This window comes from Enterobacter dykesii (genome assembly GCF_008364625.2).
Classification (GTDB): domain Bacteria; phylum Pseudomonadota; class Gammaproteobacteria; order Enterobacterales; family Enterobacteriaceae; genus Enterobacter; species Enterobacter dykesii.
Genome location: NZ_CP126604.1, coordinates 2,426,015 through 2,452,105, shown reverse-complemented (window position 1 = coordinate 2,452,105; position 26,091 = coordinate 2,426,015). Strand labels below are relative to the sequence as shown.

Here is a 26,091-nt window from a genome sequence, read left to right as displayed (position 1 = left end):
GTGATGAGTGCTTCTACACCTTCGCCTCTGCGCGTCGCCATCATTGGCGCCGGGCAGGTCGCGGATAAAGTGCATGCCTCGTATTACGCCACGCGCAGTGATGTTCAGATGGTGGCTGTCATGGACAGCCATCCTGAACAGGCTCGGGCGTTTGCGGAACGTCATGGTATTTCCTCGGTATGGCAGGATACGCGAGAGATGCTCGAGGCGGTTAAGCCGGATGTGGTGAGCGTCTGTTCGCCTAACCGGTTCCATTTCGGGCACGTCACGGCAGCGCTGGAAGCAGGCTGCCACGTGATGTGTGAAAAACCGCCTGCCATGACGCCGCAGGAGGCCGATCGGATGCGCATGGCCGCGCGCAAGGCGGGAAAAGTGCTGGCGTATGATTTTCACCATCGTTTTGCTCTTGATACGCAACTGCTGCGTGAGGCTGTGATGAAGGGGGAACTGGGCGAAATTTATTACACCACGGCGCAGGCGCTACGCCGCTGCGGGGTTCCCGGCTGGGGCGTCTTTACCAACAAAACGCTTCAGGGCGGTGGGCCGCTGATTGATATCGGCATCCATATGCTCGATGCCGCGATGTACGTGCTGGGGTTCCCGGCGGTAAAACGGGTGACGGCACACAGCTTCCAGAGGCTGGGAAATCGTAAAAGCAGCGGCCAGTTTGGCGAGTGGGATCCCACGCAGTTTACCGTTGAAGATGCCCTGTTTGGCACCATTGAATTTTGCAACGGCGGCATTCTGCGTCTGGACACGTCGTTTGCGCTCAATATCCGTGAACAATCCATCATGAACGTCGCATTTTGCGGTGAAAAGGCGGGCGCCATGCTGTTCCCGGCGCACATCTACAACGACGAAGCCGGTACTTTAGTCACCCTCACGCAGCGTGAAGAGGCTGACGATCGGCGTCATATGCGCAGTATGGATGCCTTCCTACGGCATGTGCAGGGAGAGCCCGTCATGATCGCTGATGCGGAGCAGGGGCTGGTTATCCAGCAGCTCGTCGCCGCGCTGTATGAATCAGCAGAAACAGGGGAAAGCGTGACGTTATGCTAAACGTGTCTGTATTAACCGACCCGGGCTTTTGTCCACACAGCCTGAATAAATACGCCTCCATCATGGCCTGCGGTAATGGCTACATGGGGGTCCGCGCTGCGCACGAAGAAGATTACACCCAGCAAACCCGAGGCATGTATCTTGCGGGCCTCTATCATCGTGCCGGTCGCAACGAGACCACTGAGCTGATCAATCTGCCGGATATCATCGGTATCGATGTTGAGCTGGATGGCGTCAATTTCACGCTACTGTCAGGCGAAATCCTCGAGTGGCAGCGCGAGCTGGCGTTTGCTAATGGCGAGCTTCGTCGCAGCGTCGTCTGGCGCTCGCCTGACGGGAAACGCTATCGTCTGGAGAGCCGTCGTTTCGTGTCGATGGACCAGTTGCCCTTAGTAGCCATGCAGCTTTCTATTACACCGCTCGATGCTGCCACGCAGGCCGTGCTGAAAACCGGCATTGACGCAACGCAAACGAACAGCGGCAGACAGCACCTGGATGAAGTGTCGGTCAGAGTGTTCGACCAGCAATATATGCAGGGCGTATATGAAACGCAGGACCGCGCGTCTGAGATTATTGTTTCAGCGTATTGTCGGCTCTCAGCGAAGAGCGACAGCTGTTTCACCGCCAAAAATCGTCGTCTCAGCGTTCATCATTCGCTGACGATTGCTAAGGGTGACACTGTCACGCTTGAAAAAATCGTCTGGGTGGCACATCGCAGTGATAAAGCTCTGTCGCAGGCGTCTTTCGCCCGCAACGCGCTGGCCGATCTTAAAGTCTGTTCGGCAAGAGGCTACGACGCGTTGATTGAGAGTTCGGGGTGTGCCTGGCAAGAGGTCTGGCGTGACGCTCGGGTGGAGGTGGACTCTACGGAACATCAGGATCAGATGGCGCTGGATTACGCCGTCTGGCATTTGACGACCATGACGCCAGCCCATGATGAGCGAAGCAGTATCGCCGCCAAAGGGCTGACGGGAGAGGGGTATAAAGGCCACGTCTTCTGGGATACCGAAGTTTTCCTGCTGCCTTTCCATCTCTTCACTCGCCCCCAAACCGCCCGTAGCCTGCTGCGCTATCGTTGGCTCAACCTGGCCGGGGCGCGGGAAAAAGCTCGACGCAACGGCTGGCCCGGCGCGTTGTTCCCATGGGAAAGCGCCGCCAGCGGCCTGGAAGAGACGCCAGAGTTCGCGGCTATCAACATCCGAACCGGCACGCGCCAGAAGGTGGCCTCCGCGCTGGCGGAACACCACATCGTGGCGGACATTGCCTGGGCCGTCGTCGCTTACTGGCAGGCGACGCACGATGATGCCTTTATGCGAAACGAAGGCCTGACGCTGCTGATGGAAACCGCCGCGTTCTGGATGGGCCGCGCAACGGAAATCAATGGTCGCCTCGAAATCCATGACGTCATCGGACCGGACGAATATACCGAGCATGTGAACAACAACGCTTATACCAACTATCTGGCCTGGCACAACGTTGCCTGCGCTCGCCAGTTTGTGACGATGTTTGGGCGCGAGGATGAAGGTTTTACGCAGAAAGCGACACGGTTCCTGACGCGCTTATGGCTGCCGGAGGCCAATCCAGACGGTGTGATCCCGCAGGATGATACCTTCATGGCGAAACCCGCCATTGATCTCAGCCGCTATAAAGCAAAAGCAGGGAAGCAGACCATTCTGCTCGATTATTCCCGCGCGGAAGTCAACGACATGCAGATCCTTAAGCAGGCTGATGTGGTGATGCTTACCTACCTGTTGCCGGAGCGGTTTACCCCGCAGCAGTGCGCCGCCAATCTGGCGTTCTACGAGCCCCGCACGATCCATGATTCGTCGCTGAGCAAGGCCATTCACGGCATTGTGACCGCCCGCTGTGGTGACACCGAAGGTGCCTACGCCTTCTGGCGCGATGGCGTCGCCATCGATCTTGGGGACGACCCGCACAGCTGCGATGACGGAATTCACGCCGCTGCGACCGGCGCTATCTGGTCCGGCGTCATTCAGGGCTTTGCCGGTGTGCAGATTGTAGAAGGGGAGCTGCATCTTGCGCCGAAACTGCCAGCTCACTGGCAAAAACTGGCATTCCCGCTGCGCTGGCGGAACGCAACGCTGCACTTCACCTATGAAAACGAGGTGTTAACCATTGAAGCTTCGGCACCTGCCGCGCTGACGCTGTGGGGCAAGACGCTACACGTTTCGGGGCGGACAGTTTGCGCTTATAAGGATTTTCTTGCACCTGTTAATGGGACCGCTACCACGGAGGGGCGCCATGACGCTTAAGGCTGTTGTATTCGATCTGGACGGTGTGATCACCGATACCGCCCACCTCCATTTTCTGGCCTGGCGTGCAGTGGCGGATGAAATCGGCATCACCTTCGACGAAGCGTTTAACGAACAGCTGAAGGGCATTAGCCGCATGGATTCCCTTCAGCGCATCCTGAAGCATGGCGGGAAAGAGGGGACGTTTAGCGATGAGCAGCGCCTTGCGCTGGCGACCAAGAAAAACGCGCTCTATGTCCAGTCTCTGGCGTCGCTGACGGAGGATTCACTGCTTACCGGTATTCGCGACGTGCTGGCGGATATCCGTGCGGCGAAGGTCAAAATTGGGCTCGCCTCCGTTTCCCTGAATGCCCCGGGGATTCTGCACGCGCTGGGCATTCATCAGGCCTTCGATTTTTGCGCCGATGCTTCCCGTATTTGCCGCTCAAAGCCAGACCCGGAGATCTTCCTCGCCGCCTGTGCAGGCCTGAATGTGCGTCCTGACGCGGCTATAGGTATCGAAGATGCACCTGCAGGCGTTGAGGCGATCAACGCGGCGGGAATGCTATCGGTTGGGATTGGATGTGGCCTGAACCATGCGGGTTTACAACTTCATTCAACGCGGGAACTGACCTGGAAATGCCTGACCGAGTTTTGGGCATCCCGGACGTATTGCTAAGGAATTAACAATGGCTCAACTGTCCCTGAAACACATTCAGAAAATCTATGATAACCAGGTCCACGTGGTTAAGGATTTCAATCTCGAAATCGAAGACAAGGAGTTCATCGTCTTCGTCGGGCCTTCGGGCTGCGGCAAATCCACGACGCTGCGCATGATTGCCGGTCTGGAGGAGATCAGTGCGGGTGAACTGATTATTGACGGGGTGTGCATGAATGACGTGCCCGCCAAGTCTCGTGATATCGCGATGGTGTTCCAGAACTATGCGCTTTATCCGCATATGACGGTCTACGACAACATGGCGTTTGGCCTGAAGATGCAAAAAATTGCGCCTGTGGTTATCGACGAGCGCGTTAACTGGGCGGCACAGATCCTCGGATTACGCGAGTATCTCAAGCGTAAACCGGGCGCGCTGTCCGGCGGCCAGCGACAGCGCGTGGCGTTGGGCAGGGCGATCGTTCGCGAAGCGGGCGTGTTCCTGATGGATGAACCGCTCTCCAACCTCGATGCCAAGCTTCGCGTGCAGATGCGGGCTGAAATCAGCAAGCTGCACCAGAAGCTCAACACCACGATGATTTACGTGACCCACGACCAGACCGAAGCCATGACCATGGCGACCCGCATCGTGATCTTAAAAGATGGCATTATTCAGCAGGTCGGCGCTCCGAAGCAGGTCTACAACGAACCGGCAAACATGTTTGTTGCCGGGTTTATTGGATCGCCAGCCATGAACTTCATTCGCGGCGCTATCGACGATCGCTATTTCGTCACGGAAACGCTGCGTCTGAAGATTCCAGAGGACAAGCTCGCTTCACTGAATGCCGCAGGGTATCAGCGCAAAGCCGTGGTCTTTGGGATCCGCCCGGAAGATATTCTCACTCTGCAGAGCAGCGGTAAGCATATCGCAGCGAAAGTCAGCGTAGCCGAACTGACCGGCGCGGAGTTCATGCTCTACGCCAGCGTTGGCGGTCATGAGCTGGTGGTTCGCGCTGGCGCGGCGAATGATTATGCCGCTGGGGATAATATCGATATCCAGTTCGATATGAATAAGTGCCATTTCTTCGATGCTGAAACCGAAGCGGCTATTAGATAAGAAAGGTGTTCGCCGGAAATGCAAATTTCCGGTTTTTTTGTTTGTTACTTATAAAGGGAAAATTAAATGAGTACTCTACTAAGAAGTGCTGCGCTCGTGCTGTGCGCAGGAGTTAGCTGTGCACAAGCATCAGAAACAGCTAAACAGTGGGAATTTAATATTGGTGCAATGTATGAAATCGAAAACGTTGAGGGGCAGGGCGACGATAAAGATGGATTATATGAACCTTCCGTGTGGTTTAATGCAACCTGGGATGCGTGGACTATTTCGCTGGCGATGTATCAGGAGGGGCCGGTTGATTACAGCAGTATGACCCGTGGAACCTATTTCGATCGTCCTGAATTTCAATTACGCTATCGCTTAATCGGAACCGATGATTTTACTTTCGGTCTGACCGGCGGTTTCCGTAATTATGGTTATCACTTTAAAGATGAACACGGCGCCAAAGACGGCAGCGCTAATATGCAGCGCTATAAAGTTCAGCCTGACTGGGATATTAAATTAACCGACGACTGGCGTTTTGGCGGCTGGTTTGCCATGTATCAGTTTGCTAACGATCTGCAAAAAACCGGCTATGCTGACAGCCGCGTTGAAACCGAAACGGGCTTTACCTGGACGATTAACGAAACCTTTGCGGCTAAAGTGAATTACTATTTAGAGCGCGGTTTCAATATGGACAGTTCTCGTAATAACGGCGAGTTTTCTACTCAGGAAATTCGTGCCTATCTGCCCATTTCGTTAGGCCAGACCACCTTAACGCCTTATACCCGCCTGGGGCTCGATCGCTGGTCGAACTGGGACTGGCAGGACGATCCTGAGCGTGAAGGACACGATTTTAACCGACTGGGTCTCCTCTACGCTTACGATTTCAACAATGGTTTATCCATGACGCTTGAATACGCCTATGAATGGGAAAACCACGATGAAGGCGAGAGCGACCGCTTCCACTATGCGGGGGTTGGCGTAAACTACGCGTTCTGACCGACGGCGCGCCAGGGGCACTTCGCCCCTGGTTTTAGCGAAGTGATGCGGCCAACAGAAAGTGGGTATCAACCAGCACTTTTTGCGGGGCGGGATGCCCCGCGATACGCCTGAAAAGAAGATCGCAGCTCTCTTCCCCCAGCTTACGGGTGGGGATATCAAAGCCGCCAGGTGCGGGCGTTAAAATGAGAGACAGCATCGGATCACTGTATCCGGCTATCACCACCTGCTCAGGGATCATCAGATTCAACTCATCCGCCGCGCGATAGAGGCTAAGTAACTTCATGCTGTCGGTAGCGAATACTGCATCAGGCGGCGTGGGCGAAGACAACAATTCCAGCGCTGCCGTAAGCGCACTCTCATGGGTATAACCGCCGTCCCTGATCCAGTCCGGGTTAAGGGCAATATGGTGCTTTTCCAGACTGGCTTTATAGCCCGCAAGGCGATCGATCGAAACATGATAATCAAGGGGGGCATGCAGACAGGCAATTTTACGGCGTCCGTTTTTAATAAAGGTTTCGGTCAGCGTGGCGCTGTCATGGAAATTATCCGTGTCGACGGAATAAATATTCTGAAACTCACCTTCAACTTTGCCGATAACCACTACCGGTACGCCATACGCATCCAGCGTGGTGAAAAAGGATTCATTTGCCGGTGAACTCAGCATTATGATCCCTTTGATCATCTTCTGTTTTATTTTACTCACGCATTTCAGCAGATCGTCTTCGCTGCTTTTTGACGTTTGTAAAATAACGTCAAATCCTTCTTCTTCCGCTTTTGCCGTAATGGCATGCAGGACATCGGAGAAAAAAGGATTTCCGGCAGTGGTTTTGGTTGAACGGGTCGAAATAACCATAATGGCATCGAAGCCTGAAGAGGTCAGGGCGCGGGCCAGTTTGTTGGGCTGATAATTTAATTCGTCAATCGCCTTCAGCACTTTTTCACGCGCTTCGGGAGAAATATTCGTTTGTTTATTCAGAACGCGGGAAACGGTTGATTTCGATACGCCCGCAACCCGTGCGATATCATAGATGGTGGGTGACATACACCTTACTCACTCCGGACTGACAGCAATGCCGTTCATCTTACTGGAGAGAAAACGGCAATAGCAATAAATAAGAATTGATAATCAACGATCTGCCCCCATTTATTGTATTCTGAAGCCATGCATTCAAGGCTTCCAGGCAACGAAGGACGGCGATGAAGCGACTTAAAAACGAAATCAATTCACTGGTGAACCGTGGCGTTGACCGTCATCTGCGTCTGGCCGTGACGGGGCTGAGCCGCAGCGGTAAGACGGCGTTTATCACCGCGATGGTAAACCAGCTCCTGAACCTGCACGCCGGGGCACGTCTGCCGCTGCTTAGCGCGGTGCGGGAAGAACGCCTGCTGGGCGTGAAGCGCGTCCCTCAGCGTGATTTTGGTATTCCGCGTTTTACCTATGACGAAGGGCTGGCGCAGCTCTACGGCGATCCGCCCACGTGGCCGACGCCGACGCGAGGAGTCAGTGAAATTCGCCTCGCGCTGCGCTTTCGCTCGAATGAATCCCTGATGCGCCACTTCAAGGATACCTCCACGCTGTACCTTGAAATCGTCGATTACCCCGGTGAATGGCTGCTCGACCTGCCGATGCTGGCGCAGGATTACCTCAGCTGGTCCCGCCAGATGACGGGGTTGTTGCAGGGGCAGCGCGCCGGGTGGTCGGCCAAATGGCGACAGCTTTGCGAAGGCCTGGACCCGCTTGCGCCGGCCGATGAAAACCGTCTGGCGGCCATTGCCGAAGCCTGGACGGCGTATCTGCACCAGTGCAAGCAGGAAGGGTTGCACTTCATTCAGCCGGGTCGCTTTGTCCTGCCGGGTGATTTAGCGGGCGCGCCTGCGCTTCAGTTCTTCCCCTGGCCGGACGTGGATGGGGTGGGCGAGTCGAAGCTGGCGCAGGCTGACAGGCACACAAACGCCGGGATGCTGCGCGAGCGTTACAATTACTACTGTGAAAAAGTGGTCAAGGGATTCTATAAAAACCACTTCTTGCGATTTGACCGTCAGATTGTGCTGGTGGATTGTCTGCAGCCGCTCAACAGCGGGCCGCAGGCCTTCAACGATATGCGTCTTGCCCTGACGCAGCTGATGCAAAGTTTTCACTACGGGCAGCGGACGCTGTTTCGCCGACTGTTCTCACCGGTGATCGACAAACTGCTTTTTGCGGCCACCAAGGCCGATCACGTTACGGTCGACCAGCATGCCAATATGGTATCGCTACTGCAGCAGCTGGTGCAGGACGCCTGGCAAAACGCCGCCTTCGAAGGGATCGCCATGGATTGCCTTGGGCTCGCGTCCGTGCAGGCAACGCAAAGCGGGCTGATTGACCTTAACGGCGAGAAAATACCGGCATTACGCGGTAAGCGGCTCAGCGACGGTGAACCGCTTACCGTCTATCCGGGCGAAGTGCCTGGGCGGCTGCCGGGTCAGGCCTTCTGGCAGAATCAGGGCTTCCAGTTTGAAGCCTTCCGCCCGCAGGCAATGAGCGTCGATCGGCCATTACCACACATCCGTCTGGATGCGGCGCTGGAGTTTTTGATTGGAGATAAATTGCGATGACGGAACCGTTAAAACCGCGCATAGACTTTACCGGAACGCTTGAGCAGGACCCTCAGGAGGCGTTCAAAACCGCGCAGACGTTCAGCGGCATGCAGGCTGATAACTTTGCTCCGGCCCTGACAGAGGAGCCCGGAGTCGAGGAAGGTCCGGCAGAGGCGGTTGTTGAAGCTGCCCTGCGTCCAAAGCGCAGCCTGTGGCGCAGGATGGTCACCGCTGGTCTGGCGCTGTTTGGCGTAAGCGTGGTTGGGCAGGGCGTGCAGTGGACGATGAATGCCTGGCAAACTCAGGACTGGGTCGCGCTGGGCGGATGTGCCGCGGGCGCGCTGATTGTGGGTGCGGGCATCGGATCGGTTGCCACCGAGTGGCGGCGGCTCTGGCGTTTGCGCCAGCGCGCGCACGAGCGTGATGAAGCGCGGGATCTGCTCCACAGTCACGGCACCGGCAAAGGCCGCGCGTTCTGTGAAAAGCTGGCCAGCCAGGCCGGAATCGATCAGTCGCATCCGGCGCTTCAGCGCTGGTATGCCGCCATCCATGAAACCCAGAATGACCGGGAAGTAGTGACGCTTTATTCCCATATGGTTCAGCCGGTGCTGGATGCCCAGGCGCGACGCGAGATTAGCCGCTCTGCGGCGGAATCCACCCTGATGATTGCCGTCAGCCCGCTGGCGCTGGTCGATATGGCCTTTATCGCCTGGCGTAACCTGCGCCTGATCAACCGTATCGCGAACCTTTACGGCATAGAGCTGGGTTACTACAGTCGACTCCGGCTGTTCAAGCTGGTCCTGCTCAATATCGCGTTTGCCGGGGCGAGTGAACTGGTGCGCGAAGTGGGAATGGACTGGATGTCGCAGGATCTGGCGGCGCGTCTTTCTGCGCGTGCGGCGCAGGGTATCGGCGCGGGACTATTGACGGCGCGTTTGGGGATTAAAGCGATGGAGGTCTGCCGTCCGCTGCCGTGGATCGATGGCGATAAGCCCCGTCTGGGAGATTTCAGGCGCGAACTGATCGGTCAGCTCAAAGAGACGCTCAATAAGAAACCCGCTCCGTGAGGTTTTGTTCACTTATCGTGCTGGCTGTCAATATTTGTTGACAGCCATCTTCCCGATCACCGTGTTCTGACATATCATTTTACTGTTATTGGCTTAAAACGGTGAATTTCCCATGCGTCTTGAAGTCTTCTGTGAAGACCGTCTCGGTCTGACCCGCGAATTACTCGATCTTCTTGTTTTACGTAGCATTGATTTACGTGGCATTGAGATCGATCCTGTCGGGCGAATTTACCTCAATTTTGCCGAAATTGAATTTAACACCTTCAGCAGCCTGATGGCGGAAATCCGCCGTATCGCTGGCGTTACGGATGTACGCACCATTCCCTGGATGCCCTCTGAGCGTGAGCACCTGGCCCTGAGCGCGCTGCTGGAGGCCATGCCGGAGCCGTTCCTCTCCCTGGATTTGAAAAGCAAAGTTGAGCGCGTTAACCACGCGAGCTGCCAGCTTTTCGCGCAGAGCCAGGAGAAGCTCAGCAATCATAACGCCGCGCAGCTGATCCCCGGCTTTAACTTCCAGCGCTGGCTGGACAGCAATCCGCAGAACACGCTTAGCGAGCATGTGGTGATTAACGGGCAGAATTTCCTGATGGAGATCACGCCGGTCTATCTGAAAGGGGAAGGGAATACCCGCGTGTTGACCGGGGCGGTGATCATGCTGCGCTCGACGTTACGCATGGGTCGCCAGCTGCAAAACATTTCCAGCCAGGATGTTGGCGCGTTCAGCCAGATTATTGCCGTCAGCCCGAAAATGCGCCATGTGGTTGATCAGGCGCGCAAGCTCGCAAGCCTGACCGCACCGCTGCTGATTACCGGGGACACCGGCACCGGGAAAGACCTGCTGGCTCACGCGGTGCACCTGGCGAGCCCGCGAGCGGCTAAGCCTTATCTGGCACTTAACTGCGCCTCTATTCCGGAAGATGCCGTTGAAAGCGAGCTGTTTGGCCACGCGCCGGAAGGCAAGAAAGGGTTCTTCGAGCAGGCTAACGGCGGCTCGGTGCTGCTGGACGAAATCGGCGAAATGTCGCCACGTATGCAGGCTAAGCTGCTGCGTTTCCTGAACGACGGAACCTTCCGCCGCGTCGGCGAGGATCACGAAGTGCATGTGGACGTGCGCGTCATTTGCGCCACCCAGAAAAACCTGGTTGAGCTGGTGCAAAAGGGGATCTTCCGCGAGGATCTCTATTACCGCCTCAACGTCCTGACGCTGAATATTCCCCCGCTGCGCGATTGTCCACAGGACATCATGCCGCTAACGGAGCTGTTCGTCGCCCGCTTTGCCGACGAGCAGGGGGTGCCGCGTCCGAAGCTGTCTGCCGATCTCGGCACGGTGCTCATGCGCTACGGCTGGCCGGGCAACATTCGCCAGCTTAAAAACGCCGTTTATCGTGCGCTGACCCAGCTGGAAGGTTATGAACTGCGTCCGCAGGATATTCTGTTGCCTGATTACGACGCGGGGACGGTATCGGTCGGCGAAGAGGCGATGGAGGGGTCGCTGGATGATATCACAAGCCGTTTTGAGCGCTCAGTGCTGACGCAGCTGTACCGCAGCTATCCCAGCACCCGCAAGCTGGCAAAACGTCTTGGCGTCTCGCATACCGCGATCGCGAACAAGCTGCGTGAGTATGGATTGAATCATAAGAAAGGTGACGAATAACAAAAAGCCTCTGTAAAGAGGCTTTTTGCTTTATGGTTATTCCTTCGCCATCGGCGTGTTAACGATTTCTGTTTTTGTCTCTCCCTGAATCGACGCAATCCTGTTTTCGACCTCTTTCACCTGCTGCGGGCTGTGCAGCAGGGTATAGGTCAGGTCAAACTGCGCGCTGGCTCCGGGCTGCAGCTGCTTAACCCGCTTCTGCTCGCGTTCAATCGTAACGGGGTAGGCGTAGCTGGTGCCTGGCTCAATGCCCGTGACGTAGCCCTGCTTCAGCGTGTCGGTGTTCTTCCACAAGGTCAGCACGGGCAGCTGGCGGGTATCAAACTGGATTGACGCGCCTTTATCTCCGGCTTTATTGACCACCGCTGCAAGCGTTTCGTGGTTATTGTCCGCGAGCGGTTTAATGTTAAAGACCATCTCATCAAAGCCTTTTGTCGGCCCGGCATAGGTTTGCCAGTCGTTAACGCCCGCTTTGGCGTAGTCATTGAACGGGCTCACGCTCGCCGCCGGCGCAAGGAAACGCGCGCCTTCTTCGAGGATCGGCGTGCCGAAGTTGCTGTGATAGATGATTTGGTAATCATGAGGGTAATCCGCATGGTTGGTCAGAACATCATGCAGGCTGAACTGGTTGGTTCCGGGAACGTAGCGCAGTTCGGTCATGGTTTGCAGATCCGATTTTTTAAACGTGCTCTCTTTGATCAAACCCCGAACGCGGATCTCATGCGGAGCAGCATCGGCGATTTCAACCTCGACCTGCGAAACGGGGGTATTACCGGCCCTGCCGTGCAGGGTGTAAATTTGCCCGTCCGCAGTGACCGGGTGTCCTGTCCACTCATAGCCACAGCGCACCATCATCTCGTTGAAACCATCCAGCCAGCCGAGACCGTTGCGGCTCTCAAGATTGATATATGCCGGATTAACGACCTCTTTAACGGGCGAATTCCACCCCAGTCGGGTTCCAAAGCCTTCTACATGCAGAAGGTTCATCCCGCGAGTCGGGCTCAGGGTAATCGTCAGGCCATCTTTGCTGCTAATTATGATGACTTTGCTGCCTTCCTGTTTACCACCGTGTAAGACTTTTTGCTCAATGCTGAACGTTTGATCTTTAACTTTCAGCTCATCACTGGAAATCTTCCAGTTTCCTTTTTCTACGCTGCTTTCAGCGCTTGTCAGCACCCAGGTTTTGGCCGCTGCATGGCCAGAAATCAGTACCGCAAGGAGCGTAAAAGCGAATTTAATCTTCATATTTTATCCTTTTTGCTGAAACGATTATTTTCTTTCGTAAGCAAATCTAATGTTTAGGCAAAAAGGGAAATGTGATGTGCTTCACTGGGGATGAAAATAGAGAAATTTAACGATTATTATGCGTTATTGATCACGTTAATGTTACGCGTCGCCGTTTTTATTGCATGAATAATGTGATTTGTGAATATTTATGCTTTAACGATTCAGCTTAAATATAATAAAAAACCCCGCCGCGGCGAGGTTGAGATTAAGTTGTATAGAATGCTAAGTATTTATTATGCTTTCAGCACGTCCAGCGCGGCAGTGTAGTCCGGCTCGGTGGTGATTTCGTTAACCAGTTCGCTGAAGACAACGGTATCGTTTTCATCCAGAACCAGTACGGCACGTGCCGCCAGACCTTTCAGTGGGCCTTCCGCGATGCTGACGCCGTATTTCTCGAGGAAATCTGCGCTGCGCAGGGTGGAGAGGGTAATAACGTTGCTCAGGCCTTCGGCACCGCAGAAACGGGACTGGGCAAACGGCAGGTCAGCGGAAATGCACAGCACAACGGTGTTGTCCATTTCAGTCGCCAGCTGGTTGAATTTACGCACGGACGCGGCACAAACGCCGGTATCAATGCTTGGGAAAATGTTCAGTACTTTGCGTTTACCCGCAAACTGAGCCAGTGTGACGTCAGACAGATCTTTAGCCACCAGAGTAAAAGCCTGCGCTTTGCTGCCAGCCTGCGGAATGGAACCTGCAACAGCAACCGGGTTGCCCTGGAAATGAACGAGTTGTGACATAGATATCTTCCTGTTTACATATAGTTAACGTCGGGGCTAGTGTATGCCATCAGCGGATAACACGGCAAACCAAATTTTTCGCCTTTCCGGGCCGCAAGGAGTCAGTGATGAGAAGCGTTAAGGTCTATGAAGAAGCCTGGCCATTGCATACCCCGTTTGTGATCTCCCGCGGCAGCCGAAGTGAAGCCAGCGTGGTCGTGGTTGAAATCGAAGAAGAGGGGGTTAAAGGCGTCGGGGAATGTACGCCTTACCCGCGCTATGGAGAAAGTGTCGCGTCGGTGATGGCGCATATCATGACCCTGGTGCCTGAGCTGCAAAAGGGGCTCACGCGCGAGGCGTTACAGCAGAGTTTACCCGCCGGGGCCGCGCGCAATGCCATCGACTGTGCGCTCTGGAGCCTTGAGGCCGCCAGGCAGCAGCAATCGCTGACGTCCTTGCTGGGTGTGGCGCTGCCGGAGTCCGTCGTGACGGCGCAAACGGTCGTGATTGGTGAGCCGGAGCAGATGGCCGCCAGCGCAAAAGCGCTCTATGACGCCGGGGCCACGCTGTTAAAAGTGAAGCTCGACGATCGCCTGATCAGCGAGCGGATGGTCGCTATTCGCTCGGCGGTGCCTTCTGCCACGCTGATTGTGGACGCAAACGAGTCGTGGCATCCCGAGGGGCTTGCCGCCCGATGCCAGCTGTTGGCCGACCTGGGCGTGGCGATGCTGGAACAGCCTCTGCCAGCGAAGGATGATGCGGCGCTGAAGAATTTTATCCATCCGCTGCCCGTCTGTGCGGATGAAAGCTGTCATACCCGCGAGAATTTGAGCGCGCTTAAGGGCAGCTATGAGATGGTCAATATCAAGCTCGACAAGACAGGCGGGCTGACAGAAGCGCTGGCCCTGGCGGCGGAAGCGCAGGCGCAGGGCTTTTCCCTGATGCTGGGATGCATGCTCTGCACATCCCGGGCGATCGGCGCGGCGCTGCCGCTGGTCAATCAGGTCCGTTTCGCCGATCTGGATGGCCCGACGTGGCTGGCGGTTGACGTTTCACCGGCGCTTAATTTTACCAGCGGCGTGCTTCATCTTTGAGGCTGCCAGCGCAGTAGCTCCATCATCGCGTTTAAGTATTTTTCGCTGGCTTCGTCGGAGGAAATTGGCGGGAATTCAGCGGTGATGCAGGGCAGGCTCAAATCGGCGCACCAGCTACCGAACGATCCGGGTGTTTCATAGCCCACGCTGGTGACGAGCGGCAGGGCAAAAGCCTGCGCCAGCCAAGCGCCCAGGTCGGAGTGACGAGGATCTTCAATACAGGCCAGCGGATCGTGGAAGGAGACAACCCAGGCGGGGTGGATCTTATGGATAAGCTGGCACAGCGCCTGCGTTTCCGGCTCGGAGCCGGGCTTGTCTCCCGTCAGCAGCACCACGTCCCGCTCCTCGGCGGAGCTGTTCCAGCGATAAACCGTTTCTCCGGCGCGCCAGTTTGCCGCCGGGAAATTACGGTTCAGGTCAACCCCCCTCGCATTTGCCCGTAATCCAAGCTGACAGCCGTCCGGATTGACGGCAAGAATGACGTGGTGACGTCGCAATGAAGGCGTCAGCGTCCGCAGCGCGCAGGAAAGCGTGACGATGGACGAGTTTTCATCTCCGTGCGTGCCGGCAATGATCAAACCGCTGCTGCGATCGGCATCGGGCGCCGGGAACCAGATCAGCGATGCGCCTAAAAATGAGCGGCCATATTGTTCAGCGCCCGGCGGGAAGGCGCCGCGCTCCGCGCGTGGTCGGGTGGTTGCCATACGAAATCCTGATAAAGAAGTCTCTACTGGCAGTGTTGTGCAAAACCCGCTGTTAATCAAATAGTTTCCGTAACGCTTGAGAATTGCCTTAAATCACTATTCGGGCGTAAGGTATTTGCATTTCTCTTTTTCGAAACAAATAATTACGCATCTGCTTGTTACCTGAATTCATCAAAGGGGATCTTATGAAGCATCCTGTTTCGCGTCTTTGCGCTGCACTGTACCTGTGCGGACTCTCTACACTCTCGTACGCTGCTGATGTGCCCCAGGGCACGGTACTGGCGCAAAAACAGGAGCTGGTCAGGCATATTAAAGACGAGCCGGCTTCGCTCGATCCGGCAAAAGCGGTGGGATTACCCGAGATTCAGGTGATTCGCGATCTTTTCGAAGGGCTGGTGAATCAGAACGAGAAAGGGGAGCTGACCCCCGGCGTGGCGACGCGCTGGCAGAGCAACGATAACCGTATCTGGACGTTCACCCTGCGCGATAACGCGAAATGGTCTGACGGTACGCCCGTCACCGCGCAGGATTTTGTCTACAGCTGGCAGCGTCTGGTTGACCCGAAAACCACCTCTCCGTTTGCCTGGTTTGCGGCGCTGGCAGGCATCAACAACGCGCAGGCCATTATTGATGGCAAAGCGGCGCCAGATACTCTGGGCGTGACGGCGGTGGATGCCAGAACCTTACGCGTCCAGCTGGATAAACCGCTCCCGTGGTTTAGCAACCTGACGGCGAACTTTGCCTTCTATCCGGTGCAAAAAGCGAACGTTGAAAGCGGGAAAGAGTGGACGCGACCGGGCGCTCTGGTGGGTAACGGCGCGTACGTCCTGAACGACCGCGTGGTGAATGAAAAACTGGTTGTCGTGCCGAATACGCACTACTGGGACAACGCTAAAACTGTCCTGCAAAAAGTGACGTTCATTCCGATTAATCAGGAATCGTCCGCCACTAAGCGCTATCTGGCGGGAGATATTGATATCACCGAATCGTTCCCGAAAAACATGTATCAGAAGCTCCTGAAGGACATTCCGGGACAGGTGTATACGCCGCCTCAGCTCGGGACCTATTACTATGCGTTTAACACGCAAGAGGGCCCGACGGCCGATGCCCGGGTGCGTCTTGCGCTGAGCATGACTATCGATCGCCGCATTATGGCAGAAAAGGTATTAGGTACAGGCGAGAAGCCGGCCTGGCATTTCACCCCTGACGTGACGGCGGGTTTCACCCCTGAACCTTCTCCGTTCGAGCAGATGTCCCAGCAGGAGCTGAACGCTCAGGCGAAAACGTTGCTCCAGGCCGCCGGTTACGGTCCTCAGCGTCCGCTGAAGTTGACCCTGCTGTACAACACCTCGGAAAACCACCAGAAAATCGCCATTGCGGTGGCGTCTATGTGGAAGAAAAATCTCGGTGTGGACGTCAAACTGCAAAACCAGGAGTGGAAAACCTATATCGACAGTCGTAATACCGGCAATTTTGATGTGATCCGCGCGTCATGGGTAGGCGATTACAACGAGCCGTCGACCTTCCTGTCTCTGCTGACCTCAACCCACAGCGGTAATATCTCGCGTTTCAATGAGCCGGCCTACGATAAAATTATCCACCAGGCGACGCTGGAAACCACGGCGAAAGCGCGTAATACGGACTATAACATGGCGGAGAAAATCCTCATGGAGAAAGCGCCTATCGCACCCATTTATCAGTACACCAACGGTCGTCTTATTAAACCGTGGGTGAAAGGGTATCCGATTAATAACCCAGAAGACGTGGCGTATAGCCGGACGATGTATATCGAGAAGCACTGATGTTTTATGAGACCTGGCGCACTCTCGCGCCAGGTCTGCAAAACGCGGTACCGCTTCATCCGTTGTTATTCTAACAGCGCATTAAACTTCGCCAGCCACTGCGGATGCGCGGGCCAGGCGGGAGCCGTCACCAGGTTGCCGTCAACATGGGCCTGATCGATGCCGATAGCGGCGTAGTGTCCCCCGCTGAGACGTACTTCAGGCGCGCAGGCCGGGTAGGCGCTACAGGTTCGTCCTTTCAGGATGCCCGCGGCAGCAAGCAGCTGTGGTCCGTGGCACACCGCAGCAATCGGCTTACGCGCGGCGTCAAATGCCTGCACCAGCTTTAACACGTCCTCATTTAGCCGCAGATACTCGGGTGCTCTCCCACCGGGGATGAGCAGCGCGTCGTAGTCCTGCTCCTTAACGGCGGAAAAATCGGCGTTGAGGGTAAACCGGTGACCGGGCTTTTCGCTATAGGTCTGGGCACCGTCAAAGTCATGGATTGCCGTCATGATGTAGTCGCCCTTCGGTTTGTCGGGGCAGACCGCATCCACCTGATGGCCAATCATCTGCAAAGCCTGAAAAGGCACCATGGTTTCGTAATCTTCGGCGTAATCGCCAACCAGCATCAGGATCTTCTTGCTCATCTTTCCTCACCTCTATCAATAAAGATGATTAAGATATAGCCTGGCGTGGTTGAATTGCCGGAAATAAAAAAGCCCGTCAGAGCACGGGCAACATAAGCAAATGAATAAGTGATTCGTTATCAACGTTGTTGGAGGATAACGCCGCGTATTTTACGCGGCTGTAAGGGAAGCAGATACCTGACATATTCGGTAGGTGAAACAAGCGATTAAACGTGCGTTACGGTGCGTCGAAGGTCGGGTAAAGGCTATTTTCAAGAAACTCGACGAGATACCAGATCTCACCGCTAAAAATAAACCAGAAGCCAAATATAATAAGGAGTAAAATAATTAAGGTGAGTATTATTTCTGTTTTTCCCATTGCGGCTTTTACCCACCTGACGCTAATTCATTCGAGGTGGGCATTGTAGCGGGGCTTTTCCGGATACTCCAGTTTCATGCAGCAAGGACTTTATTGCGGCCGTCATTTTTAGCGCGATACAGCGCATCGTCCACACGCTTAAACAGCTCGTCAATACTTTCACCCTGATTGTGCCGCGCTACGCCGATGCTGACGGTGAACCGCGGCAAGCCTGGAATCGTAATGCGGGCAACGGCCGCGCGGACTGACTCGGCAATCTGCAACGCGGTGTCGAGAGAGGTGCGCGGCAGCAGGATAACGAACTCTTCGCCACCCCAGCGGAACACCATGTCGCCTTCCCGACTACAGGCTTCCAGCGTTCGGGAAAGGGCGATAAGCACCTCATCGCCTTTCAGATGGCCGAACAGGTCATTAATGTTTTTGAAATGGTCGGTATCCACCAGCAGCAGGCTAAATTGCTGCTGCGCAGGAAGTTTATTCAGGTTGCTTTGATCGGTAATTGCGTAGAACTGGCGCCTGTTGAGTAGTCCCGTCATGGAGTCACGCAACGCCGCATGTTCCAGCTCCTGCTCCAGCCTTTTTTGCTCGGTGATATCGTGGATGATGCACAGCATCAGCTTGTCACCGTAGATCTCAATGGGCCCGGCATACGTCTGAACGTGGCGGGTGGATCCATCGGCAAGGCGGTGAACAAAATTGAGCGGCTTATGACCGCCGGGCAGCGCGGCAATTGCAGTCATAATGGGCATCACATCTCGCCCCAGCGTATTGATTTCCCAGGTATGCTTACTGCACATGTCATCATGTGAATAACCATAAAAATTGAGCGCGGCCAGATTCGCATCGACGATTTGACCGTCGCGGGCCGGATCGATTAGCAGCATCGGGGCGCTGTTGGTCAGAAAAAAGCGCGCATAAAAACCCTGCTTTTTCCGCCGGTAGGTGGCGGAACGGCTGGCCTTCAATCCTGAGAGTATTGGTTGGGAGACGCCCTCGAAAACGATCACATCTCCCCAGGGCGCGTAGTGGGCAAGCGAGAGGCGACAGCTTAACGGCGTATCCTGTCCATCCCGGTTCGTTGTCCAGATTTCGACGATCTCCTGCTCTGTTTTCAGTTCAGATACATACATCGACAGGACGGTTTGCGCACTGGCAGAGTAGATCCCTTTTCGCAGGTCATTGAGCGTTTTATCCCCCATGATCTGCGTTGCTGCCACATTCGCAAAAACGATCTTTTCCGACACGGGTGAAACGAGCCACACGGGTGTTTTAATTACATTCAACGCATCAAAACAAGGTTGCGACATAGGCGTTTCCTGTTCATCGACAACATGTGCCTGACAATCATGACAGAATTGACTCGCGTGCAATCCTTTGAAACATACTCCACTTAACCCCGTCAGGCATGATTTTTTTGAGAAATAAATGCGGGATCCGTTTGAATTTTATTAATGGGTATAATCTGTTTGTCTGAGTTTATCTGCAGCAGTAGCCACGGTACCTGTTCGGCGGGTAAGGGCCGGGAGAAAAGATATCCCTGCAGGTAATCGCAGCCGAGACGGGTGAGAACCGCCTGCTGTTCTTCCGTCTCGATCCCTTCTGCCACCACATTCATCTCCATGGTCCGGGCGATACTGATAATAGTTTCAACCAGCTTGTAGCTTTTTTCATTTTCCAGCATCGACGTGACAAAGCTTCTGTCGATCTTGAGCTCTTTTGCCGGAAGCACGCTCAGCATCAGAAGGTTGGAATAGCCCGTACCAAAATCATCAATCGAGACGACGATCCCCGCGTGATTAAACGCGTTGAGTAACTCAATGCTGCGGTCGAGATTTTTAAGCGCGGTGCTTTCCGTTACCTCCAGGATCAGCCGGGACGGAGACAGGCTATATTTTTCCAGCATCGACGAGATGATCTGGAAAATGTCCGGCTGTTCAAACTGGATGGGGGATAGGTTGAGCGACAGCGTCCACTGGCTGAAACCTTGTTCAGTCCAGAAATGAAGCTGTCGGCATGCCGCTTCAATGGCCCAGTTACCTACCGGAATAATTAAGCCCGTCTGTTCCAGCGTGGGGATAAACAGATTAGGCAGCACAACGCCTTGCTCAGGATGCCGCCAGCGCAGAAGGGCTTCAAAACCGTGAATGGTTTTTTCTCCCGCATGCCAGGTTGGCTGGTACCACAGTTCAAACTGATCGCGTTCAAGCGCCTGAGAGAGCTCCTGCAGGAAACCGGGTTTCGCCGGGATCGCCGTTGACATCTCGGCCCGGTAAATCGCCCAGCCGTTGCGGCCATCTTCCTTGACGCGATGTAAGGCTGCATCCGCCTTGAGCTTCAGCTCATGCAGCGTTTCGCCATCCTGCGGATAGAGGCTGACGCCTGCGCTGATCGTCGTGCTTAACGTATGCCCGCAGACAGACAGAGGGCGTCGCACATCCTCGAGCAACGCGGTGAGCAGGGCGTTGAGCCTGTCGTCGTCACATTCCGGCACCAGCAGGATAAAGGCGTCGCCACCCAGCCTTGCCAGGGTCATCTCACGCGTGAGTCGGGCCGTGATGCGCTGCGCGACCGTGATCAATAGCTCATCACCGACGCTGTGACCCCACGTATCGTTAACGCGTTTGAAGAGATCGACGTTCAGGAAAATCACCGCAAATGGCTTCTTGCTCAGCAGCGCGCTGCGCAGACAATCCTGCATGCGGAGATCCATCTGGTGGCGGTTTGCGAGCCCGGTGAGCGCGTCAAAACGCGCCTGTAGCTCAAGCTGGCGGTTGAGCTGCTGCAGATTATCCGTCAGCCGGTTAGTGCGCCGGTGAGAGTCGATAAGTGAAATGATTAACATCACCCCGAGCAGGCAGAGCGTGGTGACCGAAACCCAGATGGATAACCCCAGCTCGCCGATGCCGCCCGGCAGGGTGTGCGCCATTTCCTGAAACTGAGCGGCACTCATGCCGGTATAGTGCATCGCACAAATGGCGGCACCCATGACGAAGGCCGCGAGAATGCGATTGATAAAGACGCCTTTACGTTTATCCCGCAGACGGAAAGCCAGCCACAGCGCCGTGCCGGAGGCAACAACGGCAATAACCACGGACAACCCCACGAGGCGGCGATCCCAGATGATGCTGCCATCCAGCATCAGGGCCGCCATACCGATGTAGTGCATAGACACCACGCCAGCGCTCAGGATCGCCGTGGCAAAGATCAGTCGAAAGGGAGAAAGTTTTTTGCCCGTGACGGCAATATTAAGTGCCGTGGCCGATGCAACCACCGCGACGCCCAGTGACGCAAGGGTTAACCAGAGGTCGTAGCTCATCATCATGGGCATTTGCATCGACAGCATGCCGATAAAGTGCATCGACCAAATGCCAATGCCCAGCGTGACCCCACCGGCAATGCGCCAGAACAGGGCAGCCTTTCGGCTGGAGAGGGGGATCTTTCCGGCGCTGTCCAGCGCCACAAAGGAGGCGATAAACGCCACCAGATAAGAGATAGCGATTAACACAGGGTCCCACGATATATTGAGCATTATGCAATCCCACGCCTGAGAGGGTTACCGATTTCGCCTGCCGAGTACATCTTTATTGGGCAACGAACATGCGCATTCAAACCATATTAGTTATTTATCGTGAAAAGTGACCAGTCATATTAATACTCTAAAACTTATTAAGAATATAAAATATATTCTCTTGTTAATATATTAAGCATTGCTAAACAAGAACGAATAACAGTAGCAAAGCTCCTTAAATATGAAGGCGATCGTGTCGCCTCACCGCGGGCGATACTATCGCTTAAGATGGCGGGAGACCAGTATCACAGCATGCTGAGCAGAACATTTTCACTAATACGCTCTTTTTATCTTACTTAAGTCAAATCTCAGGATGCTAACGGCGAAACAAAAAACAAGCGTCGTTTGCGATGAAAAACTTCCGGGCCAATGCTATAAGTCTAAGTGCCGACCAAAATATAAAACGTGGGTATTATCATGCTAAAAAATATTAGTGTCAGGACCTTTATTATCGGGTTCCTTTTCTCTCTTTTTTTGGTAAGTGCAGGTGTCGTTGTTCTATTTTCCAGCAATACGTCTCTCTTTATTTCGCTTAATGTCATCAATTTCGTTGCGCTATTTTTGCTCTGGGTCTATATGACGAAGTATCTTGTGACGCCGATCAATACGGTGAAGAAAAGTATTGAAGAGGTAACCGCAGGCAACCTTGGCGTCTCTATCCCTGAATTTGGCAATAACTGTGCGGGCCGACTCATTCCCGGGATAAACAGCCTTTCCGGCAATATTGCGACGCTGGTGCGTGAGATCAGGGCATCATCACAAACCGCCATGACCTTATCGGATCAACTCTCGGCACGTAGCGCTCAGCTATCGGTGAAAACCGAGCAGCAGTCTGCGTCTTTGGTGCAAACCGCAGCCAGCATGGAGCAAATGGCCGCGAGCACCAAAAACAATGCCGATAACACCCGCCTGGCGAGCGAGCAGGCAAATGTGGCGACGTTACAGGCGCGCAAGGGCGGCGAGCTGATGGGGCAGGTCGCCAGCAATATGCAGTCCATTACCGAATGCGCGCAGCAGATGACGGAGATTATTTCGCTCATCGACGGCATTGCTTTCCAGACGAATATTCTGGCGCTCAACGCGGCCGTTGAGGCGGCAAGGGCGGGCGATCATGGCAAGGGGTTTTCTGTGGTCGCGGAAGAGGTAAGAAACCTGGCACACCGCAGCGCGGAAGCCGCGAAGAATATCAAAACGCTGATTGAAGTCACCAGCAGTAACGTCACGCAGGGAGCCAGCGTTGTGTCACAGGCAGAGAAAAACATGCATGAAATCGTGACCGGCTCGGGAAATGTCAGCCGCTTAATGGACGACATTTCCGCGTCAACCTCAGAGCAGGAGAAAGGCATTTCTCAGATTACCCTGGCGCTATCGGAGCTGGAGCGGGTTACGCAAAGTAACGTGGCAATGGCAGAGGAACTCAACGGTTCGTCTGATGTACTGCGTAATCAGGTGATTGAGCTGCAGACCCGAACGCGTAATTTCAGGCTCGATCGGTCATCCTTGTCCTCATCACCTGGCGGCTCGCCATCTTTCCTCCAGCGGCCAGAACACTCGCTCTGACAGCACCTCAAAGCCTGGCATGCCAGGCTTTTTTTACGCCTCCGCCTGGTATGTACAATTCCTGAGCGATTTCAGCGCGATGGGATACATAGTTGTTGCTTAACCCCTGATGAAAGCTAGACTGACACCGAAGAGCTAAAAAGGTGGAGGCGCTGTGGAAAGCATTAAAGGATCTGAACTTAACGTTCCGGACGCAGTTTTTGCGTGGGTGCTGGATGGTCGCGGCGGTGCGCGACCGCTGGAAGATAATGATGCGATCGATAGTGCGCATCCCTGCTGGCTACATCTGAACTACACCCACCCGGACAGCGCTGACTGGCTGGCCTCGACGCCGCTCTTGCCCAATAACGTGCGCGATGCGCTGGCGGGTGAAAGCCTGCGGCCCCGCGTGAGTCGAATGGGTGACGGGACGCTGATCACCCTGCGCTGCATTAACGGCAGCACGGATGAACGCCCGGATCAGCTGGTTGCGATGCGGGTCTACATGGACGACGGGCTCATTGTGTCGACCCGCCAGCGAAAGGTTCTGGCGCTGGATGACATCGTCAACGATCTGAAAGAGGGCACCGGGCCGGTCGACTGCGGCAGCTGGCTGGTGGACGTCTGTGACGCGCTGACCGATCATGCGAGTGAATTTATTGAAGAACTGCACGACAAAATCATCGACCTGGAAGATAACCTGCTCGATCAGCAGATCCCGCCCCGCGGTTTTCTGGCCTTATTGCGTAAGCAGCTGATTGTGATGCGCCGCTACATGACGCCGCAGCGCGACGTTTACGCGCGTCTTGCCAGCGAAAGGCTCGCGTGGATGAATGACGATCAGCGACGCAGAATGCAGGATATTGCCGACAGGTTGGGGCGCGGGCTGGACGAGATTGATTCCTGTATTGCCAGAACGGCGGTGATGGCGGACGAAATCGCGCAGGTGATGCAGGAGTCGCTGGCGAGAAGAACCTATACGATGTCCCTGATGGCGATGGTGTTTTTACCCAGCACGTTTCTTACCGGGCTGTTTGGCGTGAATCTGGGGGGAATTCCGGGTGGTGCTTATCGCTACGGCTTTACCGCCTTTTGCGTGATGTTAGTTGTTTTGATTGGTGGTGTTGCATGGTGGTTGCATCGTAGTAAATGGCTGTAAATTTACGCTTTTTTCAGCTTTCAACGGGATCAAAACGCTCTTTTAATTGAGCGAAGTCAATAAACATCTACCCCGTAAGGTGCAATATGACTCCCGCAGGTGAATGCAACGTCAAGCGATGGGCGTTGCGCTCCATATTGTCTTACTTCCTTTTTTGAATTACTGCATAGCACAATTGATTCGTACGACGCCGACTTCATAGTCGGCTTTTTTTTGCCTCCTGATTCTCAGCGTCTACCCTAAAAGGGACGACAGCAAATTCTGGAGAAAATGATGAGCATCCTGAACGCTCTGCTACTGCAACAATCGCGTCAATCCGATCCCGTCCCCACCGATCCGGTGCCAATGCCCGATCCCATCCCGCGTCCGCAGCCGATGCCCGACCCGCCGCCCGATCAAGAACCGATTAAATTGTCGCATCGAACCGCGAGATCTGCGAGGATACGCGCCATCTGACCGCAAAGATGACCACGAGAGACTACTGTGACCGCTTTTTCTACCCTGAATGTTCTGCCCGCCGCCCAACTCGATAACCTCAACGAGTTGGGTTACCTCACGATGACGCCTGTTCAGGCGGCCGCGTTGCCAGCCATCCTTGAGGGCCGTGACGTGCGCGTGCAGGCGAAAACGGGCAGCGGGAAAACGGCGGCATTTGGCCTTGGCCTGTTGCAGCATATCGATGTGGCGCTATTTCAGACCCAGTCTCTGGTGCTGTGCCCGACCCGCGAACTGGCAGACCAGGTCGCGGGTGAACTGCGTCGCCTGGCGCGTTTCCTGCCCAACACCAAGATTTTAACCCTCTGCGGCGGACAGCCGTTCGGCGCGCAGCGTGATTCACTCCAGCATGCGCCGCACATCATTGTCGCAACGCCCGGCCGCCTGCTGGATCACCTGCAAAAAGCCACCGTCTCGCTGGATGCGTTACAAACGCTGGTGATGGATGAGGCAGACAGGATGCTGGATATGGGCTTCAGCGATGCGATTGACGAGGTGATCCGTTTCGCCCCGGCCGGTCGTCAGACGCTGCTGTTCTCCGCGACCTGGCCGGAGGCCATCGCCGCCATCAGCGGGCGCGTGCAGAAAAATCCGCTCACCATTGAAATCGACAGCGTTGATGCGCTGCCCGCTATCGAGCAGCAGTTCTTTGAAACTTCGCAGCAGGGGAAAATTTCGCTGCTGCAGAAACTGCTGAGTCAGCATCAGCCTGCGTCCTGCGTGGTGTTCTGTAATACCAAAAAAGACTGTCAGTCGGTCTGTAATGCCCTGAATGCCGCCGGCCAGAGCGCATTGTCGCTGCATGGCGATCTGGAGCAGCGCGATCGCGATCAGACGCTGGTCCGTTTCGCTAACGGCAGCGCCCGCGTTCTTGTTGCAACCGACGTCGCTGCGCGCGGTCTGGATATTAAATCCCTTGAGCTGGTGGTGAACTATGAGCTGGCGTGGGACCCTGAAGTGCACGTGCACCGTATTGGCCGTACCGCGCGTGCGGGAAACAGCGGTCTGGCGATCAGCTTCTGCGCACCGGAAGAGGCGCAGCGCGCCAACATTCTCTCTGAGATGCTGCAGATTAAGCTGAACTGGATGAATACACCGGCCAGCGCCAGCATTGTGCCGCTGGAGGCTGAAATGGCGACGCTGTGTATTGATGGCGGTAAAAAAGCCAAGATGCGTCCAGGTGACGTATTAGGGGCGCTGACCGGGGATGTGGGTCTGGACGGGGCGGATATCGGCAAGATTGCGGTCCATCCGGCGCATGTCTACGTAGCGGTTCGCCAGGCGGTTGCCCATAAGGCATGGAAGCAGCTGCAAAACGGGAAAATTAAGGGTAAAACCTGTCGCGTACGTCTGCTGAAATAAAGAATGGAGC

At 55.1% G+C, this 26,091-nt stretch carries 22 protein-coding genes; 14 read left to right on the top strand and 8 right to left on the bottom strand.

The genetic code is table 11. From position 1 onward, the window contains the following. The 5 genes from F0320_RS11755 to F0320_RS11735 all read left to right on the top strand — a co-directional run bounded on the left by F0320_RS11755 (window position 1) and on the right by F0320_RS11735 (window position 6,064). Entirely contained in the window at window positions 1–1,059 is a 1,059-nt protein-coding gene (locus tag F0320_RS11755) for a Gfo/Idh/MocA family protein (RefSeq protein WP_126328702.1), read from the top strand. After that, complete coding sequence (locus tag F0320_RS11750) at window positions 1,053–3,332, top strand: glycoside hydrolase family 65 protein (RefSeq protein ID WP_126328701.1); 2,280 nt, start codon at window positions 1,053–1,055, stop codon at window positions 3,330–3,332. Before F0320_RS11755 ends, F0320_RS11750 begins: the two co-directional genes overlap by 7 nt. Beyond that, a complete protein-coding gene (pgmB, locus tag F0320_RS11745) occupies window positions 3,322–3,990 on the top strand; it encodes a beta-phosphoglucomutase (RefSeq protein ID WP_126328700.1) in 669 nt (222 codons plus the stop codon). The genes F0320_RS11750 and pgmB overlap by 11 nt, the downstream gene beginning before the upstream one ends. A 10-nt stretch (window positions 3,991–4,000) precedes the next feature. Further along, on the top strand, window positions 4,001–5,083 hold the full coding sequence (locus F0320_RS11740; protein ID WP_126328699.1) for an ABC transporter ATP-binding protein: 1,083 nt from the start codon (window positions 4,001–4,003) through the stop codon (window positions 5,081–5,083). A gap of 66 nt (window positions 5,084–5,149) precedes the next feature. After that, window positions 5,150–6,064, top strand: a complete 915-nt coding sequence (locus F0320_RS11735; protein ID WP_126328698.1) for an OmpG family monomeric porin — start codon at window positions 5,150–5,152, stop codon at window positions 6,062–6,064. 34 nt (window positions 6,065–6,098) lie between these two features. Here F0320_RS11735 and F0320_RS11730 read toward each other — a convergent pair whose 3' ends face one another. Beyond that, the gene (locus F0320_RS11730; RefSeq protein WP_047651088.1) at window positions 6,099–7,109 is read right to left on the bottom strand and encodes a LacI family DNA-binding transcriptional regulator; all 1,011 of its coding nucleotides are present in this window, start codon (window positions 7,107–7,109) and stop codon (window positions 6,099–6,101) included. A 155-nt stretch (window positions 7,110–7,264) separates the two neighbouring features. Between F0320_RS11730 and F0320_RS11725 the strand changes: the two genes are divergently transcribed. From F0320_RS11725 to tyrR, 3 genes are all read left to right on the top strand, one after another. Then, window positions 7,265–8,662, top strand: a complete 1,398-nt coding sequence (locus F0320_RS11725; RefSeq protein ID WP_126328697.1) for a YcjX family protein — start codon at window positions 7,265–7,267, stop codon at window positions 8,660–8,662. Further along, on the top strand, window positions 8,659–9,711 hold the full coding sequence (locus F0320_RS11720; RefSeq protein WP_126328696.1) for a YcjF family protein: 1,053 nt from the start codon (window positions 8,659–8,661) through the stop codon (window positions 9,709–9,711). The genes F0320_RS11725 and F0320_RS11720 overlap by 4 nt, the downstream gene beginning before the upstream one ends. A gap of 112 nt (window positions 9,712–9,823) precedes the next feature. Continuing rightward, window positions 9,824–11,365 carry a transcriptional regulator TyrR gene (gene tyrR / locus F0320_RS11715; RefSeq protein WP_023335909.1) on the top strand — a complete coding sequence of 514 codons (1,542 nt, stop codon included), beginning with the start codon at window positions 9,824–9,826 and terminating at the stop codon, window positions 11,363–11,365. A 36-nt stretch (window positions 11,366–11,401) separates the two neighbouring features. Here the strand turns inward: tyrR and F0320_RS11710 are convergent, their stop codons facing one another. Together F0320_RS11710 and tpx are read right to left on the bottom strand one after the other, a co-directional pair. Then, the gene (locus F0320_RS11710) at window positions 11,402–12,610 is read right to left on the bottom strand and encodes an aldose 1-epimerase family protein (protein WP_032656778.1); all 1,209 of its coding nucleotides are present in this window, start codon (window positions 12,608–12,610) and stop codon (window positions 11,402–11,404) included. Between the two features lie 275 nt (window positions 12,611–12,885). After that, window positions 12,886–13,392, bottom strand: coding sequence for a thiol peroxidase (tpx, locus tag F0320_RS11705; RefSeq protein ID WP_023335907.1), 507 nt, complete (start codon window positions 13,390–13,392; stop codon window positions 12,886–12,888). A gap of 107 nt (window positions 13,393–13,499) precedes the next feature. Between tpx and ycjG the strand changes: the two genes are divergently transcribed. After that, entirely contained in the window at window positions 13,500–14,465 is a 966-nt protein-coding gene (ycjG, locus tag F0320_RS11700) for an L-Ala-D/L-Glu epimerase (RefSeq protein WP_126328695.1), read from the top strand. Here the strand turns inward: ycjG and mpaA are convergent. Next, on the bottom strand, window positions 14,456–15,169 hold the full coding sequence (gene mpaA / locus F0320_RS11695) for a murein tripeptide amidase MpaA (protein WP_047651082.1): 714 nt from the start codon (window positions 15,167–15,169) through the stop codon (window positions 14,456–14,458). The genes ycjG and mpaA overlap by 10 nt on opposite strands. Window positions 15,170–15,354: 185 nt before the next feature. On the opposite strand from mpaA, the gene F0320_RS11690 reads away from it, so the two are divergent. Next, on the top strand, window positions 15,355–16,971 hold the full coding sequence (locus F0320_RS11690) for a peptide ABC transporter substrate-binding protein (RefSeq protein WP_126328694.1): 1,617 nt from the start codon (window positions 15,355–15,357) through the stop codon (window positions 16,969–16,971). Window positions 16,972–17,036: 65 nt separating this feature from the next. Here the strand turns inward: F0320_RS11690 and F0320_RS11685 are convergent, their stop codons facing one another. The 4 genes from F0320_RS11685 to F0320_RS11670 all read right to left on the bottom strand — a co-directional run bounded on the left by F0320_RS11685 (window position 17,037) and on the right by F0320_RS11670 (window position 21,487). After that, complete coding sequence (locus F0320_RS11685; RefSeq protein WP_033145709.1) at window positions 17,037–17,600, bottom strand: DJ-1/PfpI family protein; 564 nt, start codon at window positions 17,598–17,600, stop codon at window positions 17,037–17,039. Window positions 17,601–17,817: 217 nt separating this feature from the next. Next, window positions 17,818–17,958, bottom strand: coding sequence for an Ecr family regulatory small membrane protein (locus F0320_RS11680; RefSeq protein ID WP_021240268.1), 141 nt, complete (start codon window positions 17,956–17,958; stop codon window positions 17,818–17,820). 74 nt (window positions 17,959–18,032) lie between these two features. Further along, complete coding sequence (locus F0320_RS11675; protein WP_126328693.1) at window positions 18,033–19,265, bottom strand: sensor domain-containing diguanylate cyclase; 1,233 nt, start codon at window positions 19,263–19,265, stop codon at window positions 18,033–18,035. Window positions 19,266–19,357: 92 nt separating this feature from the next. Further along, a complete protein-coding gene (locus tag F0320_RS11670) occupies window positions 19,358–21,487 on the bottom strand; it encodes a putative bifunctional diguanylate cyclase/phosphodiesterase (RefSeq protein ID WP_126328692.1) in 2,130 nt (709 codons plus the stop codon). Window positions 21,488–21,943: 456 nt separating this feature from the next. Here F0320_RS11670 and F0320_RS11665 point away from each other — a divergent pair, with 456 nt between their 5' ends. The 4 genes from F0320_RS11665 (at window position 21,944) to dbpA (ending at window position 26,081) form a co-directional block, all read left to right on the top strand. Then, the gene (locus F0320_RS11665; protein WP_072015514.1) at window positions 21,944–23,086 is read left to right on the top strand and encodes a methyl-accepting chemotaxis protein; all 1,143 of its coding nucleotides are present in this window, start codon (window positions 21,944–21,946) and stop codon (window positions 23,084–23,086) included. A gap of 154 nt (window positions 23,087–23,240) precedes the next feature. After that, window positions 23,241–24,224, top strand: coding sequence for a zinc transporter ZntB (gene zntB, locus F0320_RS11660; protein WP_023312017.1), 984 nt, complete (start codon window positions 23,241–23,243; stop codon window positions 24,222–24,224). Between the two features lie 282 nt (window positions 24,225–24,506). Next, window positions 24,507–24,680 carry a hypothetical protein gene (locus F0320_RS11655; RefSeq protein WP_305089335.1) on the top strand — a complete coding sequence of 58 codons (174 nt, stop codon included), beginning with the start codon at window positions 24,507–24,509 and terminating at the stop codon, window positions 24,678–24,680. 27 nt (window positions 24,681–24,707) lie between these two features. Continuing rightward, window positions 24,708–26,081, top strand: coding sequence for an ATP-dependent RNA helicase DbpA (dbpA, locus tag F0320_RS11650; protein WP_126328691.1), 1,374 nt, complete (start codon window positions 24,708–24,710; stop codon window positions 26,079–26,081). Window positions 26,082–26,091 lie beyond the last annotated feature (10 nt).

What these genes read in the sequence shown, in the direction of transcription:
- F0320_RS11680 (WP_021240268.1), bottom strand. Translation starts at nt 17,958, where the DNA reads ATGGGAAAAACAGAAATAATACTCACCTTAATTATTTTACTCCTTATT.
- pgmB (WP_126328700.1), top strand. Translation starts at nt 3,322, where the DNA reads ATGACGCTTAAGGCTGTTGTATTCGATCTGGACGGTGTGATCACCGAT.
- F0320_RS11685 (WP_033145709.1), bottom strand. Translation starts at nt 17,600, where the DNA reads ATGAGCAAGAAGATCCTGATGCTGGTTGGCGATTACGCCGAAGATTAC.
- F0320_RS11730 (WP_047651088.1), bottom strand. Translation starts at nt 7,109, where the DNA reads ATGTCACCCACCATCTATGATATCGCACGGGTTGCGGGCGTATCGAAA.
- F0320_RS11670 (WP_126328692.1), bottom strand. Translation starts at nt 21,487, where the DNA reads ATGCTCAATATATCGTGGGACCCTGTGTTAATCGCTATCTCTTATCTG.
- F0320_RS11725 (WP_126328697.1), top strand. Translation starts at nt 7,265, where the DNA reads ATGAAGCGACTTAAAAACGAAATCAATTCACTGGTGAACCGTGGCGTT.
- F0320_RS11690 (WP_126328694.1), top strand. Translation starts at nt 15,355, where the DNA reads ATGAAGCATCCTGTTTCGCGTCTTTGCGCTGCACTGTACCTGTGCGGA.
- F0320_RS11735 (WP_126328698.1), top strand. Translation starts at nt 5,150, where the DNA reads ATGAGTACTCTACTAAGAAGTGCTGCGCTCGTGCTGTGCGCAGGAGTT.
- F0320_RS11720 (WP_126328696.1), top strand. Translation starts at nt 8,659, where the DNA reads ATGACGGAACCGTTAAAACCGCGCATAGACTTTACCGGAACGCTTGAG.
- F0320_RS11675 (WP_126328693.1), bottom strand. Translation starts at nt 19,265, where the DNA reads ATGTCGCAACCTTGTTTTGATGCGTTGAATGTAATTAAAACACCCGTG.
- tpx (WP_023335907.1), bottom strand. Translation starts at nt 13,392, where the DNA reads ATGTCACAACTCGTTCATTTCCAGGGCAACCCGGTTGCTGTTGCAGGT.
- ycjG (WP_126328695.1), top strand. Translation starts at nt 13,500, where the DNA reads ATGAGAAGCGTTAAGGTCTATGAAGAAGCCTGGCCATTGCATACCCCG.
- F0320_RS11710 (WP_032656778.1), bottom strand. Translation starts at nt 12,610, where the DNA reads ATGAAGATTAAATTCGCTTTTACGCTCCTTGCGGTACTGATTTCTGGC.
- mpaA (WP_047651082.1), bottom strand. Translation starts at nt 15,169, where the DNA reads ATGGCAACCACCCGACCACGCGCGGAGCGCGGCGCCTTCCCGCCGGGC.
- F0320_RS11750 (WP_126328701.1), top strand. Translation starts at nt 1,053, where the DNA reads ATGCTAAACGTGTCTGTATTAACCGACCCGGGCTTTTGTCCACACAGC.
- tyrR (WP_023335909.1), top strand. Translation starts at nt 9,824, where the DNA reads ATGCGTCTTGAAGTCTTCTGTGAAGACCGTCTCGGTCTGACCCGCGAA.
- F0320_RS11665 (WP_072015514.1), top strand. Translation starts at nt 21,944, where the DNA reads ATGCTAAAAAATATTAGTGTCAGGACCTTTATTATCGGGTTCCTTTTC.
- F0320_RS11740 (WP_126328699.1), top strand. Translation starts at nt 4,001, where the DNA reads ATGGCTCAACTGTCCCTGAAACACATTCAGAAAATCTATGATAACCAG.